The organism is Streptomyces sp. NBC_00820 (assembly GCF_036347055.1).
Classification (GTDB): domain Bacteria; phylum Actinomycetota; class Actinomycetes; order Streptomycetales; family Streptomycetaceae; genus Streptomyces.
Window position 1 is genome coordinate 6338963 of the sequence record NZ_CP108882.1, and the last position, 13366, is coordinate 6352328.

The 13366-nt window shown below is 73.5% G+C and carries 12 protein-coding genes; 4 read left to right on the top strand and 8 right to left on the bottom strand.

What is annotated here, in order from left to right; all coding sequences use genetic code 11:
• Window positions 1–7: 7 nt before the first annotated feature.
• Window positions 8–832, bottom strand: a complete 825-nt coding sequence (locus tag OIB37_RS28380; RefSeq protein ID WP_330460450.1) for a rhomboid family intramembrane serine protease — start codon at window positions 830–832, stop codon at window positions 8–10.
• Window positions 833–932: 100 nt separating this feature from the next.
• Here OIB37_RS28380 and OIB37_RS28385 point away from each other — a divergent pair, with 100 nt between their 5' ends.
• Complete coding sequence (locus OIB37_RS28385; RefSeq protein WP_330461995.1) at window positions 933–1229, top strand: hypothetical protein; 297 nt, start codon at window positions 933–935, stop codon at window positions 1227–1229.
• 92 nt (window positions 1230–1321) lie between these two features.
• Here OIB37_RS28385 and OIB37_RS28390 read toward each other — a convergent pair whose 3' ends face one another.
• Both OIB37_RS28390 and OIB37_RS28395 read right to left on the bottom strand, forming a co-directional pair.
• Window positions 1322–2722 (bottom strand): FAD-dependent oxidoreductase, encoded by a 1401-nt coding sequence (locus OIB37_RS28390; protein WP_330460451.1) that lies wholly within the window; start codon window positions 2720–2722, stop codon window positions 1322–1324.
• A 37-nt stretch (window positions 2723–2759) separates the two neighbouring features.
• The gene (locus tag OIB37_RS28395) at window positions 2760–3845 is read right to left on the bottom strand and encodes a DUF4349 domain-containing protein (protein WP_330460452.1); all 1086 of its coding nucleotides are present in this window, start codon (window positions 3843–3845) and stop codon (window positions 2760–2762) included.
• Window positions 3846–4003: 158 nt separating this feature from the next.
• Here OIB37_RS28395 and hemG point away from each other — a divergent pair, with 158 nt between their 5' ends.
• Window positions 4004–5497 (top strand): protoporphyrinogen oxidase, encoded by a 1494-nt coding sequence (gene hemG / locus OIB37_RS28400; RefSeq protein WP_330460453.1) that lies wholly within the window; start codon window positions 4004–4006, stop codon window positions 5495–5497.
• A 5-nt stretch (window positions 5498–5502) separates the two neighbouring features.
• On the top strand, window positions 5503–6234 hold the full coding sequence (hemQ, locus tag OIB37_RS28405; RefSeq protein WP_330460454.1) for a hydrogen peroxide-dependent heme synthase: 732 nt from the start codon (window positions 5503–5505) through the stop codon (window positions 6232–6234).
• A 150-nt stretch (window positions 6235–6384) separates the two neighbouring features.
• On the opposite strand, the gene OIB37_RS28410 is transcribed toward hemQ, so the two are convergent.
• Window positions 6385–6825 (bottom strand): VOC family protein, encoded by a 441-nt coding sequence (locus tag OIB37_RS28410; protein ID WP_330460455.1) that lies wholly within the window; start codon window positions 6823–6825, stop codon window positions 6385–6387.
• Window positions 6826–6951: 126 nt separating this feature from the next.
• Between OIB37_RS28410 and OIB37_RS28415 the strand changes: the two genes are divergently transcribed.
• On the top strand, window positions 6952–7848 hold the full coding sequence (locus OIB37_RS28415; RefSeq protein ID WP_330460456.1) for a LysR family transcriptional regulator: 897 nt from the start codon (window positions 6952–6954) through the stop codon (window positions 7846–7848).
• A 230-nt stretch (window positions 7849–8078) separates the two neighbouring features.
• Here OIB37_RS28415 and OIB37_RS28420 read toward each other — a convergent pair whose 3' ends face one another.
• The 4 genes from OIB37_RS28420 to OIB37_RS28435 form a co-directional block, all read right to left on the bottom strand.
• On the bottom strand, window positions 8079–9746 hold the full coding sequence (locus tag OIB37_RS28420; protein ID WP_330460457.1) for an alpha/beta hydrolase: 1668 nt from the start codon (window positions 9744–9746) through the stop codon (window positions 8079–8081).
• Window positions 9747–9895: 149 nt separating this feature from the next.
• The gene (locus OIB37_RS28425; RefSeq protein ID WP_330460458.1) at window positions 9896–10687 is read right to left on the bottom strand and encodes a TIGR04222 domain-containing membrane protein; all 792 of its coding nucleotides are present in this window, start codon (window positions 10685–10687) and stop codon (window positions 9896–9898) included.
• Window positions 10688–10783: 96 nt separating this feature from the next.
• Window positions 10784–11593 (bottom strand): DUF4142 domain-containing protein, encoded by an 810-nt coding sequence (locus tag OIB37_RS28430; RefSeq protein ID WP_330460459.1) that lies wholly within the window; start codon window positions 11591–11593, stop codon window positions 10784–10786.
• A 101-nt stretch (window positions 11594–11694) separates the two neighbouring features.
• Window positions 11695–13110 (bottom strand): DUF692 domain-containing protein, encoded by a 1416-nt coding sequence (locus tag OIB37_RS28435; protein WP_330460460.1) that lies wholly within the window; start codon window positions 13108–13110, stop codon window positions 11695–11697.
• Window positions 13111–13366 lie beyond the last annotated feature (256 nt).

Consider the following 13366-nt stretch of genomic DNA (forward strand, 5'->3'; position numbering starts at 1 on the left):
CGCCCGTTCACCACACCTGACGGGGCCGGGCCTGCCTGCCGAACAGCAGGCGGCGCGGCTCCGGCGGGGGCGGCGTGCCGGGTTTGAGCGGCCAGGCGAGCAGCATGCCCGCCAGGAACCCGACCACGTGCGCGGCGTAGGCCACCGTGCCGGTACCCGAGACACCGTGCCCGGACGAGTACACCGCCTGCAGCCCGAACCAGAAGCCCAGCACCAGCCATGCGGGCAGCCGCAGCGGCAGGAAGACCAGGAACGGGACCAGCACCCAGACCCTGGCCCTCGGGTACAGCACCAGATAGGCGCCCAGGACCCCGGCGATCGCCCCCGACGCGCCGATCAGCGGCTCGCCCGAGCCGTCGTTGAGCAACGCGAAACCGTAGCCGGCCGCGTAGCCGCAGACGACGTAGAAGAGGAAGAAGCGGATGTGCCCCATCCGGTCCTCGACGTTGTTGCCGAAGATCAGCAGGAAGAGCATGTTGCCCAGCAGGTGCAGCCAGCCGCCGTGCAGGAACATGGACGTGAACACCGACAGGGCCGGCGACTTGTGGTAGCCCGGCGGTCCCAGCACACAGCCCGGTCCGTGCGGGCCCACACCCACCTCGCCCGTCGGGACCACCTGGGGTATTCGGTGGTGGATCAGCTCTCTCGGGACCGCCGCGTAGTGGTCCATGAAGGCCTGCAGATGGCACAGCCGCGCCAGGTCGCCCGCCCCGCCCACGGAACCGGCCGTGCCGGGGGTGGTGAGGAAGACGAGGACGGCGGCGGCGATGAGGGCGTACGTCACGTACGGGGTGCGGCGTGCCGGATTCACGTCATGGACGGGGATGACCACATGAAAATACTGCCCGCGACACGGCGCGCGAATCCGTGAACGCCGCCGCGGGACTGTGCGTATCCCCTGTCAACCGACGTGAGGACAGGCGATGAACGCGATGAACGCTCCGCAGGTTCCGGTGATGCACGCTCTGCCCGACGGGGAGGCGGAGATCTCTCTGGTGGTGCGGCTTCCCTGGGAGGACGTCGCGCGGCTCGGCCAGGAGGCGGGACGGCTCGCCGCGCAGATGCAGCGGCCGGTGACGCTGGACGAGGCGGTGAGCCGCCGGCTGCGGTCGACCCGGCCGTCCGCGACCCACGCGAGGCCGGCGGGGGAGCAGCCTTCGCCCGTCTCCTCCGGCGTTTCCGCCAGTGCTTCCGTCGCCTCACTGCCACGGATCAGCGGGACGGCCTGAGCAACCGCCGTGCGCGGCCGAGGGCGTTGCCCCCCGCCCCGCCGAGGGCCGTTGCCCTCGCGCGTCCGCCGAAGGCGCTGTCCCGCGCGCGTTCAGGAGGGACCGTTGCGGACCGCCGCCGTCGCCTTTCTCGCCGCGACCAGGACCGGATCCCAGACCGGCGAGAACGGCGGGGCGTAGCCCAGATCCAGGGCGGTCATCTGCTCCACCGTCAGCTGCGCGGTCAGCGCCACCGCCGCGACGTCGACCCGCTTGCCCGCGCCTTCCCTGCCGACGATCTGGACGCCCAGCAGCCTGCCGGTGCGCCGTTCGGCGAGCATCTTGACGGTCATGGGGGAGGCGCCGGGGTAGTAGCCGGCGCGGCTGGTGGACTCGATGGTGACGGACTCGTACCGCAGTCCGACGCGGTCGGCGTCCTTCTCGCGCAGGCCGGTGCGGGCGATCTCCAGGTCGCAGACCTTGCTGACCGCCGTGCCGACGACGCCCGGGAAAGTGGCGTAACCCCCGCCGACGTTCGTGCCGATGACCTGGCCGTGCTTGTTGGCGTGCGTGCCGAGCGGCACGTACTGCTCCTGCCCCAAGACCAGGTTCAACACCTCGACGCAGTCGCCGCCGGCCCAGATGTCCTCGTGGCCGCGCACCCGCATCGCGAGGTCGGTGAGCAGCCCGCCGCGCACGCCCACCGGCAGCCCCGCGGCCCGTGCCAGGGCCGTCTCGGGGCGGACCCCGATCCCGAGGACGACGACGTCCGCCGGGTACGTGCCGCTCTCGGTGACCACGGCGCTCACCCGCCCGTCGTCCCCGGTCAGCACCTCGGTGACCTCGGCGTCGTTCACCATGGTGACGCCCAGGCCCTCCATCGCCCGGCGCACCAGGCGGCCCATGTCCGCGTCGAGGGTCGACATGGGCTCCTTGCCGCGGTTCACGACCGTCACCTCGAAGCCCCGCCTGATCAGCGCCTCCGCCATCTCCACGCCGATGTAGCCCGCGCCGACGACCACCGCGCGCCGGCCGGGTGTGCGCGCCAGCGTGTCGAGCAGCGCCTGCCCGTCGCCCAGGGTCTGCACCCCGTGCACCCCGGGGGCGTCGATGCCCGGCATGCGGGGGCGGACCGGCCGGGCCCCGGTGGCGATGACGAGCTTGTCGTACGACGTCCAGGACGCGGTACCGGAATCGACGTCACGCGCGCGTACCCGACGCCCGGCCACGTCGATCTCCGTGACCTCGGTGCGCAGCCGCAGGTCGATCCCGCGCGCGCGGTGCTCCTCGGGAGTGCGCGCGATCAGCTCGTCGCGCTCGGGGACGTCACCGCCCACCCAGTACGGGATCCCGCACGCCGAGAAGGAGGTGAAGTCGCCGCGCTCGAAGGCCACGATCTCCAGCTCGTCCGGCCCCCGCAGCCGGCGCGCCTGCGATGCCGCGGACATCCCCGCGGCATCGCCGCCGATCACGATCAGCCGCTGCCTGCCGCCCCGCCCACCACTCATGCTCATGCGAACACGCTACGGGGCGCGCCGATCTCACGTCCGGTCAGCTCCCTTCGCCGGGCTCCCGCGTGGCAGCCTCCGGTACCGGCCGCGCGTGCGGGAGCGGGCCCGGCACGTCCGTCGCGGGCACCGGGCGCGTGCGGCGCGGCAGCCGCGGGCGTACGACCCGCCGCCACAGCAGGAACAGCGCGGCGGCGAGCGCGGCGAACGGCAGGACCGCGCCCAGGGCGAGGGAGATCCAGCGCAGCATCGCGGCGAACCAGTGCCAGCCCCCCGACAAGGCGTCCAGGAAGCCCGGGGTGCCCTCCGCGGCGGCCCGCCGCACCGGCGTCCCGGACAGGGACAGGGTGATCGTCGCCAGGCTCGTACGGTCCTTCAGGGACGCCTGCTGGGCCAGCAGCGCCTCCAGGTCCGCCTCACGGCTGCTCAGCTCCCCTTCCAGGGCGACGACATCGCTCAGCCGGTCCGCCCGGTCCATCAGCTCGCGGATCCGCGCCACGCTCGCCCGCTGCGAGGCGACCCGGCTGTCCACGTCCACGACCTGGTCGGTGACGTCCTCCGCCTTCGCCGTGCGCTCGACCAGCTTCCCGGAGCCCTGCAGAGCGGCCAGGACCTCGTCGTACTTCGCGGCCGGCACGCGCAGCACGACCCGGGTGTACTCGTGGCCGCCGGAGTCCCGGCCGGTGTTCTCGCTGCCGACGTAGCCGCCCGCGGTCTCCGCGGTCGCACGCGCCGAGTCCAGGGCCTTCGGCACGTCCTTGACCTCGACGACGAGGGAAGCGGTGCGGATGACGGCGTTCGGCGCGAGCCGGGGCGTCCGGCGCCCGGACTTCGCGTCGCCCGCCGCACCGGCCTCACCGGCCGCATTGGCCTCGCCGGCTCCATCGGCTCCACTGCCCGGGGCGCCCGCCCGCTGTCCGGCAGCGGCGGGGCCGTCCGCGGCGGACTTCGCCGAGTCGCCGCCCGCGTCGCCGGCCCCGCCGCACCCGGCGAGGGCGAGGGAGACGGCGAGCAGGACAGCGGCCAGGCCCGGGACGCCCCGGACCGTTCCGGCCGGCCGGAACGTCCGAACCGCCCGCGCCGGACGGGCGGGAAGCGACGCGGGTTTCGGCGATCGTGATGTGCGCATGGGACGTACCCCCGGGGACGACGACTCCGACGCTCCTCCGACGCCAGGGGCACACGCCTACGTTCGGCGCCCGCGGTTCCGATGCGGTCACGGTCGGGACACGTCCCGGTGACCGGGTCCGAACGGGAGTGTCAGTGAGGTCTGAGAGAGTGGAGGGCATGAGCGCAACGGGTACGGGCACCAGGCATGTCGTCGTCGTCGGAGCCGGTGTCGCCGGGCTGGCCGCCGCGCACCGGCTGCTGGAGCGCGGGGCGCGGGTGACGGTGCTGGAGGCCTCCGGCCGGGTCGGCGGCAAGCTGCTGCCCGGCGAGATCGCGGGCGTCCGGGTGGACCTGGGAGCCGAGTCGATGCTCGCCCGCCGCCCCGAGGCGGTGGCCCTCGCGCGCGAGGTGGGCCTGGCGGACCGCCTCCAGCCGCCGGCCACCGCGTCCGCCTCGATCTGGACCCGCGGCGCCCTGCGCCCCATGCCCAAGGGGCATGTGATGGGCGTGCCAGGCACCGCCGCCGCACTGGCCGGCGTGCTGTCCGACGAGGGCCTGGCCCGTATCGAACGCGACGCCGAGCTGCCCCGCACCGAGATCGGCGAGGACGTTGCCGTCGGCCGTTACGTGGCGGAGCGGCTCGGCCGCGAGGTCGTCGACCGGCTGGTCGAACCCCTGCTCGGCGGGGTGTACGCGGGCGACGCGTACGGCATCTCGATGCGCTCGGCCGTCCCGCAGCTCTTCCAGGCCGCCCGCGCCCACGACTCCCTCATGGCGGCCGTCCGCGACATCCAGGCCAAGGCCGCCGCCCACCAGCAGACCGGCCCGGTGTTCATGGGCATCGAGGGCGGTGTCGGGCGGCTGCCGCTCGCGGTCGCCGAGTCGGTGCGGGCGCGCGGCGGCGAGATCCTGACCGGCACGCCGGTGCGGGAACTGCGCCGGATCGCGACGACCGGGCCGGCGGCGGACGGCGACACGACGGCACCGGGCGCCGTATGGCGGGTGGTCGCCGGTGACCGTGTGCTGCACACGGACGCCGTCGTCCTCGCCGTCCCCGCGCGCGCGGCCGCCGACCTGCTGCGCGCCGAGTCCCCGGCCGCCGCGGGCGAACTCGCCGCGGTCGAGTACGCCTCCATGGCCCTGATCACCCTCGCCTACCGACGCGCCGACCTCGCCCTGCCCGAGGGCAGCGGCTTCCTCGTGCCGCCCGTCGACGGCCGGACCATCAAGGCCTCCACCTTCGCCTCCCAGAAGTGGGGCTGGATCGCCGAGGACGACCCGGACGTGGTCGTCCTGCGCACCTCCGTGGGCCGTCACGGCGAGACGGAGGTGCTCCGGCGCGAGGACGCCGACCTGGTCGAGGTCTCCCGGCACGACCTGCGCGAGGCCACCGGCCTGGACGCCGTGCCCCTCGCCACCCGCGTCACCCGCTGGACCGACGGACTGCCCCAGTACCCGGTCGGCCACCACGCGCGCGTGGCCCGCGTCCGCGAGCACGTCGCCAAGCTGCCTGCCCTGGCGGTCTGCGGCGCCCAGTACGACGGTGTCGGCATCCCGGCGTGCATCGCGAGCGCCCACGCCGCGGTGGACCAGCTCGGCGGCGACGCGACCGGTGTCCGGGAACTCACTGCCAACCCGGTGCAGAGCCTGCACGGCGGAGCGGGAGAATAGGGACCATGAGTGACGACGCCCCCACCACCGAGTCCGGCAGGATCCCGAACAAGGGCAAGCTGGCCAAGGACCTCAACGAGGTCATCCGCTACACCCTGTGGTCGGTCTTCAAGCTGAAGGACGTGCTGCCGGAGGACCGCGCCGGTTACGCCGACGAGGTCCAGGAGCTGTTCGACCAGCTCGACGCGAAGGACGTGACGATCCGCGGCACGTACGACCTCTCCGGTCTGCGCGCCGACGCCGACCTCATGATCTGGTGGCACGCCGAGACCGCCGACCAGCTCCAGGAGGCGTACAACCTCTTCCGCCGCACCCGGCTGGGCCGCGCCCTGGAGCCGGTGTGGTCGAACATGGCGCTGCACCGCCCCGCCGAGTTCAACCGCTCGCACATCCCGGCGTTCCTCGCCGACGAGACGCCCCGCAACTACGTCAGCGTCTACCCCTTCGTGCGCTCCTACGACTGGTACCTGCTGCCCGACGAGGACCGCCGCCGCATGCTCGCCGATCACGGCAAGATGGCCCGCGGCTACCCGGACGTGCGCGCCAACACGGTCGCCTCGTTCTCCCTCGGCGACTACGAGTGGCTGCTGGCCTTCGAGTCCGACGAGCTGCACCGCATCGTCGACCTCATGCGGCACCTGCGCGCCTCCGAGGCCCGCATGCACGTCCGCGAGGAGGTCCCCTTCTACACGGGCCGCCGCAAGTCCGTGGCCGACCTGGTCGCCGGGCTGGCGTAGCTCCCCGGTACGACGGTGGACGCCGGTCGTGCGTGATCACGTGCCGTGGGCGCGGTGATCCGGCGACCGGCGACCGGCGACCGGCTACTCCGACCGGGCCCGGCCGGAGTCGCCCCCGCACGGCACCCGGCGGCGGCCGGCCGAAGCGGATCAGGCCGCGGTGTCCTCGGGGTACCAGCGCAGTTCCACGGTGTTGCCGTCCGGGTCCTGGACGTAGACCGAGGTGGCGTCGCCGCGTGCGCCGAAGCGCTCCACCGGGCCCTTGAGGACGGTGAAGGCTCCCGACCTGATGAACACGTCCCACTCCAGCGGTTCCACGGTGAGACAGATGTGGTCGACGTTGGACTCGCCCCGGGGGCCGTGGACCAGGTCGATGATGGTCTCAGGGGTGATGCGCACCGACGGGAAGGGGACCCGGCCGGCCCGCCATTCCGGGACGCGTACCGGTTCCAGGCCGAGCAGTCCGGTGTAGAAGCCGAGGGAGCGCTCGACATCCCCGACGTTGAGGACCAGGTGGTCGAATGCCTTCACGCGCAGCGAGGGCGTTCCGGCCCGGTCGGCGGGGCGGGTGGTGGTGTCCGAGGTGTTCATGGGGGCTTCCTTGGCTGGTGGAGTCCGTGCGGATCAGGACGCCCCTTACGATCCGCTGTGCGGAAACCGCCATCAAGGCGGCATCGGAATACGATCGTTGAGCCTGATTCAACGCCGGGGGGCGGCATGCTGGAACGCGTCGAGGCCGAGACCTTCCTGACCCTTGCCGAGGAACTGCACTTCGGCCGCACCGCCGAGCGCCTGCGTGTCACGACCGGGCGGGTCAGCCAGGTGATCAAGAAACTTGAGCGGCGGATCGGCGGCGCCCTGTTCGAGCGGACCAGCAGAACCGTCCGGCTCACGGCGGTCGGGCGGCAGTTGGCCGACGACCTGGTGCCCCTGGTCGCCGCGATGGAGGAGGCGCTGCGCAGGGCCGCCGACGCCAGCCGCGGTGTCACCGGAGAGCTGCGGGTCGCCTTCCTCGGCGAATGGACGGCCCCCACCCTCCTGGAGGTGGTCGGCCTGTTCAGTGAGCGCCACCCCGACTGCCGGGTCGACGTGCGGCAGGCCGAGCTGGCCAACTCGCGTGCGAGCCTGCTCGACGGCTCGGTGGACGTCCTCGTCGCCTCGTTCCCGTTCGACGGAATGACCTGCGGGCCGGTCCTCCTGACGGAGGAGCGGGTGCTCGCCGTCGCCGCCGGACATCCGCTCGCCGCGCAGGAGTCGGTGTCCGTGGAAGTGCTCGCGGAACACCCCGTGGTGCAGTATCCGGAGGTGACCTCGGCGGCGTTCAAGCGCGATCGCACACCCGACCGCACCCCGTCGGGCAGGCCGGTGCCGCAGGGCCCGGCCGGGGGTTCGCTCTCCGAAATGCTCACGCTGGTCGCTATGGGCAGGGGTGTCCTCCCGGTCGGGGAGCATGCCCGCCGCTACCACCCCCGGCCGGACGTCTCCTACGTGCCGCTGCGCGACGCGGAGCCGATCCGCCGGGGCCTGGTCCGGCTGCGGGGGAACACCACGGAGCGCGTCCGGGAGTTCGTACGTGCCGCGGCGGACGTCGCAGCCTCGAACCGCACGCTCTAGGGGGTGTCTCCCCGATCTTCGTGGGTCCGCGACGCCCGGCACGGCACCTCGCCGCACGGCCGAATCGCCCACGTACGCCCAGTACGAGGACGATCGGCCGCACGCCGAGGCACCGCACCGGACGCCGAGGCACCGCACCGGACGCCGCGGCCTGATCCACGAAGATCGAAGAGACACCCCCTGGCCACCCCGCCTCACACGTGCTCCAGCCGACCCCGCCTCGCCGTGTTCTAGTCGCCCTTGCCCTTCAGGGAGTCGCGCAGGGTCTGCCGGGCGGTGCGGCCGGCCGAGGTGGCCGGCCGCGGCTCCGGGCGCGGCGCGCAGGCGGCGCGCCGCCCCGGGACGCGGCCTTCCAGCAGGTAGGCGTCCAGGTGGGCGTTGACGCACGGGTTCGGGCCGCCGGCGATCCCGTGGGTGCCCGCGTCCCGCTCGGTGACCAGCACCGAGCCGGCCAGGCGCCGGTTCATCTCCAGGGCCCCCGCGTACGGCGTGGCCGCGTCCCGTTCGGCGGCCAGGATCAGCACCGGCGGCAGCTCACCGGGCCCGGTGCGGACGTCCAGCGGCTGCTGCCGGGGCGCCGGCCAGTAGGCGCAGGGCAGGTTCGCCCACGCGTTGTCCCAGGTCTCGAAGGGCGCCACCCGGGCCAGCCGGGTGTTGTCGCGGTCCCACACCTTCCAGTCCGTCGGCCAGGGCGCGTCGTTGCACTCGACGGCCGTGTACACCGCGCTGCCGTTCTCCGCCTCGGTGGCCGTCTCGGGGCTCGGCGCGCCCAGCCTGATCAGGGGCTTCGCGTCCCCCTTCAGATAGGCCGACAGCGCGGCCGCCCGGCTCGGCCAGAAGTCGTCGTAGTACCCGGCCATGAGGAAGGTGTTCTGCAGCTGGCCCGGGCCGACCTTCCCGCCCGCCGCCTTCTCGGCCAGCCGGCGGCTCGCGGTGTCGTAGGCGCCCTGCACCTTCTGCGCCGTCTTCCCGAGCCCGTAGACGTCGTCGTGGCGGGCGACCCAGTCGCGGAAGTCCGCCCAGCGGTCCTCGAACGCGGCCGACTGGTCGAGGTTGTCGCGGTACCAGACCTGGGCGGGGTCGGGGTCGACCGCCGAGTCCAGCACCATGCGCCTGAGGTGCGAGGGGAACAGGGTGCCGTACACCGCGCCGAGGTAGGTGCCGTACGACGCGCCCATGAAGGTCAGCCGGTCCTCGCCCAGCGCGGCCCGCAGGACGTCCAGGTCACGGGCGTTGTTGAGCGAGGTGTAGAAGCGCAGCCCGCTTCCCGACCGCTTCGCGCAGCCGCGCGCGTACGCCTTCGCCCGCGCGATGCGCTGCCGCTTGTATGCCTCCGTCGGGTGGGTCGGCGCCTGTGTGGGCCCCTTGAAGAAGTGCTCGGGGTCCTCGCAGGACAGCGGGGCCGAACGGTCCACGCCGCGCGGTGCGTAGCCCACCAGGTCGTAGGCGGCCGCGATCCGCTTCCACTCGGGCACCATCCCGATCATCGGGAAGGCCATGCCGGAGGCGCCGGGGCCGCCCGGGTTGTAGACGAGGGCACCCTGCCGGGGCACCTTGCGCTTGCTGTTGTACGGGTCCTTCCGGGTGGCCGGCATGCGGCTGACCGTCAGCTCGATCTGCTTGCCGAAGGGGTGCGCGTAGTCCAGCGGGACGCGGACCGTGCCGCACTTCATGCCGGCCGGCGCGGGCAGGTCGGCGGGGCACGTACCGAAGGCGATGCCGGCCGTACGGGCCCGCGCGGCGGCCGTCGCGGTCCCGCGCACCTCGGCCGCGGCCGAGGCCGGTGCGCCGGACCCACCCGGCACGCGCGGCACACCGGGTGCGGCGGGTGACGGGGCCGCGGCCAGCGTGGTCAGGAGCAAGGATCCGGCGGCCGAGTACAGGGCGGCAGCTCTCATCGCGTATCCCTTCGGTGCGCGGGGGCGATGGCACGGCTGCCAGGGCCCGGCGACAACAGAAGGGATGTTTCGTAGGGCTGTCGGTGAAGGCAAGCACCGCTCGGCCGGTGTCGGCCCCAATGCCCCCTGTGCGCCCCCTGGAAAAGCGTTCACTCCCGCCAGGGCTGGTCGCGGTGGGTGAAGGCGGCCCGCAGTTCCGGCTCGCCTATGGCACGGATGCCCCGTATGGCGACGGAGGTGAGGAAGGAGCGCTCGTCACGGCTCCCGCCCCTGGCCCGGCGGCGGTTCAGGGCGCCGAGCAGCCGCTGCCCGGCCGGGGACGCCCAGCGGGTGGCGGAGTGCCCCTCGATCCGGGCGATGGCCAGACAGCTCAGGGCGAGGCCGAGGGGCAGCGCGAACCACAGTGCCATCAAGGAGCGCGGCATCCCGGTCTCGGTGGGCATCAGCAGCGCGGTGGCGCCCAGCGCCAGCACGACCGGAGCGGCGGCGCGGACCTGGCGCAGCCCGGCCGCCACGGTGACCGGGGTGTCGTCGGGTATCGCGAGCCCGGCGCGCACCAGACCGTCGGCGAGCCTGCGTACGGCCTCGGTCCCGGCCGCGGCGGTCCGGACCGGGGCTATCCGTGACTGCCCCTCGGGCCCGATCGCGCCGATGACCGACTGTTCCATCTCGTCGTGGCCCAGCGGGTCGACCACCGTGGCCCAGCCGGTGTGCGCGAGCAGCAGCCGGCGCTGCCGGGCCATGGAGACCATGGTCAGATCGGCGACCCGCGCGGGGCCGCCGGAGAGGAACGCGGCTTCGTAGAGCGTCAGATCGCGCTCGTGGCCCGCCGCCGCGGCCTCCCGGTCCGCGGCCGCCGTGCGCATGGCGGCCAGGCAGAGACGGGTGCACGCGAGGCCGGTGAAAGCCCAGGCCAGGACGAGGAGGAGGACCCAGAACATGACGCGTTTCTATGCCAGCGGCCCGGGAAACACCATGCCTTGTTCACTATCCGGACAGAGTGTTGCCGGTATGTGACGTTCCGTTTCGTTCGCAGGTCAACTCGCGCCGGAGGGCGGGGGACTGGAGGCCGCGGGAGGCAGCGAGTACGACACGGAAGCGGGCGTGGACGCGGCGCCGGGCCCCGGAGCGGAGGCGGACGGCGAGGGGGTGACCGGAACCGCGTCGGCGGGGTCGACGGCGGGAGGCGAGGGCACCGGGGTGGGGGAGGCCGCCAAGTCCCGGGCGAGCGCGGAGAAGTCGACGTATCCCGTCGCTTCCAGGATCTTGATGTGGTCCAGCACGGTCGCGTTGGCGTCGTCGGCGAGGTCGCGCACCAGTGAGTTCTGGGTGCCGGCCCGGACCTGGGCGACCAGGGAGAACACCCGGCCGTGCGCGAGCCGCAGGATTCCCGCGAACTGGCGGTCGAAGTCCTGCTCTTGCGCCGCGCGCAGGGCCGCGAGCCACTGCTTCTGCTGCTCGTTGGGCTCGTTCGGCAGCGGTACGCCGAGCTGTGCGGCGACGGTGCGGTCGTGGGCGTCGAGGGTGGTGTGGCCGTCGATCAGATGCCGTCCCGCGTCGCGCACGGCCTGGGTCGTCCCCTTGTCCAGGGCCAGCTCTCCGGCGGGCAGTTCCCACAGCCCCGCCAGCCGGACCTTGGTGACGAAGTCCCGGTCCTGCGCGGACAACGGGCCGTACGGTGTCGTCACGGACTGCGCGCTCAGCACGTTCGCGCTCGCCGCGTCCGGACGGCCGCCGTACGACCAGATCGGATAGAGCAGTGCCACGGCTGTCGCGGCCAGTGCCGTGATGACGAGTCCGGTGCCGTTGAATATGCCTCGGCCCTTGACAGGGGGGCGCGGTCGCATGGTGCCTCCTGCACCCGCGTTCCGGGGTCGGTGGGTGCTGTTGGCATATTACGCGGGGGTGCTGTGGAGGCCGCGGGCGAGTGGTGGCGGTCAGCCCCCGTTCACGCCCTGCGCAGCAGTACCTTCCGGGCCGCCCGCACGGCCGGTCCAGGGGTGCGCGGGGCCGGGCCGGCGCGGTCCAGCCACCACTCCCGCAGATTCCGCCGGGTCCTCGCGTCCGCCAGGTGCCCGGTTTTCAGCAGCCGGCCGGCGAAGTCCAGCGCGTCCTGGCGGTAGCCGCCGCCCATCGGGTGGGTCCGGGCGTAGGCGAGGAACGCCTCCCGGTAACCCTCCCCGAGGATGACCGGCAGCTCGGGGGCCACCTTCGCCACCACGTCCGCCCGCTTCGCCGCCAAGGACCGTGCCTGCACACGCATCCGGACACGGTCGAACCCCTCCGGGACCGGGGTGCCGGACACGAGCGAGGACAGAACCGCGGCCTGCGCGACGCCGACCCGCTGCCGGGCCGCCGGTGATGGGGGAGGCGGGGTGGTGCCCGTTGCGGGGTCGGCGACAACGGCCTTACCGGCCTCACCGGCCGCGCCAGTTGAGGCGGCCGCACTGGCCGTATCGGCTGTACTGGGCTTACTGATCGCACCAGTTGTGGTGGCCGTGAGGGTCGCACCCGGCGAAGGCGTGTCCGCGGCCGCACGCCGGCCGGCCTCCACCGCCTCCCGGATGGCGCTCAACTCGCCTTCCAGCTCGGCCGGTACGGGGAAGTTCTCGTCCCGCTCCAGCAGCACCCCGGGCGGCGCGACCCGGGTGGCGAGGTCGGTCAGGATGTCCAGGACCGGGCGGGGCACGGGATGGGTGTGGCTGTCGTGCCAGACGCCGTCGCGCGTGAAGCCGCCCGCGACATGGACGTACGCGAGGGCGTCGAGGGGAAGGCGGGCGAGTGCCTCGGCCGGGTCCTCGCCCCGGTTGACGTGGTTGGTGTGCAGGTTGGCCACGTCGACGAGCAGCCGTACGCCGGTCCGTTCGACCAGTTCGTACAGAAACTCCCCCTCGGTCAGCTCCTCGTCCGGCCAGGAGAAGAGCGCGGCGATGTTCTCCAGGGCCAGCGGAACGGGCAGTGCCTCCTGCGCGACGCGCACGTTCTCGCACAGCACGTCGAGCGCGTCCCGGGTGCGCGGCACGGGCAGCAGATGGCCCGCCTCCAGTCGCGGGGAGGCGGTGAGCGCGCCGCCGGCCCGGACGAACGCGATGTGCTCGGTGACCAGCGGCGCCCCGAGCTCCTCCGCCCGCTCGGCCAGCGCCGCGAGCCGGCCCTCGTCGGGTCGGTCCGCGCCGCCGAGACCGAGGGAGACGCCGTGCGGGATCACCGTCACCCCGCGCTCGCGCAGCCGCAGCAGCGACTCCGGCAGATGGCCGGGGCAGACGTTCTCCGCCACGACCTCCACCCAGTCGATGCCCGGCATGCGCTCCACGGCGTCGGCGATCTCCGGACGCCAGCCGATCCCCGTGCCCAGTCGCAGCATGACTCGTCCCCCTCGTTCGCGAATGCCGGGGGTATGACCCCGGCCGCCCGCGCCGAACCCCCCTCAGAGGAACATTTGAGCTTCGGGATCCGGAGGACGGCCCTCGGCGTCGCGGAGACGGCCTAGTCCCTGTCGTCAAACTCCTGCCTGCCTCGCGGCGCCATGCACGCCCTCTCGCCGCACCGGGCCCCGGCCCACGTACGTCCAGTACGAGGGCCGGGGCCCGGCACGCCGAGAGAACGCACCTGACGCCGCG

Bases quoted from the DNA above. Each gene is read 5' to 3' on its own strand.
- OIB37_RS28385 (WP_330461995.1), top strand. From the start codon at position 933: ATGAACGCTCCGCAGGTTCCGGTGATGCACGCTCTGCCCGACGGGGAG.
- OIB37_RS28390 (WP_330460451.1), bottom strand. From the start codon at position 2,722: ATGAGCATGAGTGGTGGGCGGGGCGGCAGGCAGCGGCTGATCGTGATC.
- OIB37_RS28395 (WP_330460452.1), bottom strand. From the start codon at position 3,845: ATGCGCACATCACGATCGCCGAAACCCGCGTCGCTTCCCGCCCGTCCG.
- hemG (WP_330460453.1), top strand. From the start codon at position 4,004: ATGAGCGCAACGGGTACGGGCACCAGGCATGTCGTCGTCGTCGGAGCC.
- hemQ (WP_330460454.1), top strand. From the start codon at position 5,503: ATGAGTGACGACGCCCCCACCACCGAGTCCGGCAGGATCCCGAACAAG.
- OIB37_RS28410 (WP_330460455.1), bottom strand. From the start codon at position 6,825: ATGAACACCTCGGACACCACCACCCGCCCCGCCGACCGGGCCGGAACG.
- OIB37_RS28415 (WP_330460456.1), top strand. From the start codon at position 6,952: ATGCTGGAACGCGTCGAGGCCGAGACCTTCCTGACCCTTGCCGAGGAA.
- OIB37_RS28420 (WP_330460457.1), bottom strand. From the start codon at position 9,746: ATGAGAGCTGCCGCCCTGTACTCGGCCGCCGGATCCTTGCTCCTGACC.
- OIB37_RS28425 (WP_330460458.1), bottom strand. From the start codon at position 10,687: ATGTTCTGGGTCCTCCTCCTCGTCCTGGCCTGGGCTTTCACCGGCCTC.
- OIB37_RS28430 (WP_330460459.1), bottom strand. From the start codon at position 11,593: ATGCGACCGCGCCCCCCTGTCAAGGGCCGAGGCATATTCAACGGCACC.
- OIB37_RS28435 (WP_330460460.1), bottom strand. From the start codon at position 13,110: ATGCTGCGACTGGGCACGGGGATCGGCTGGCGTCCGGAGATCGCCGAC.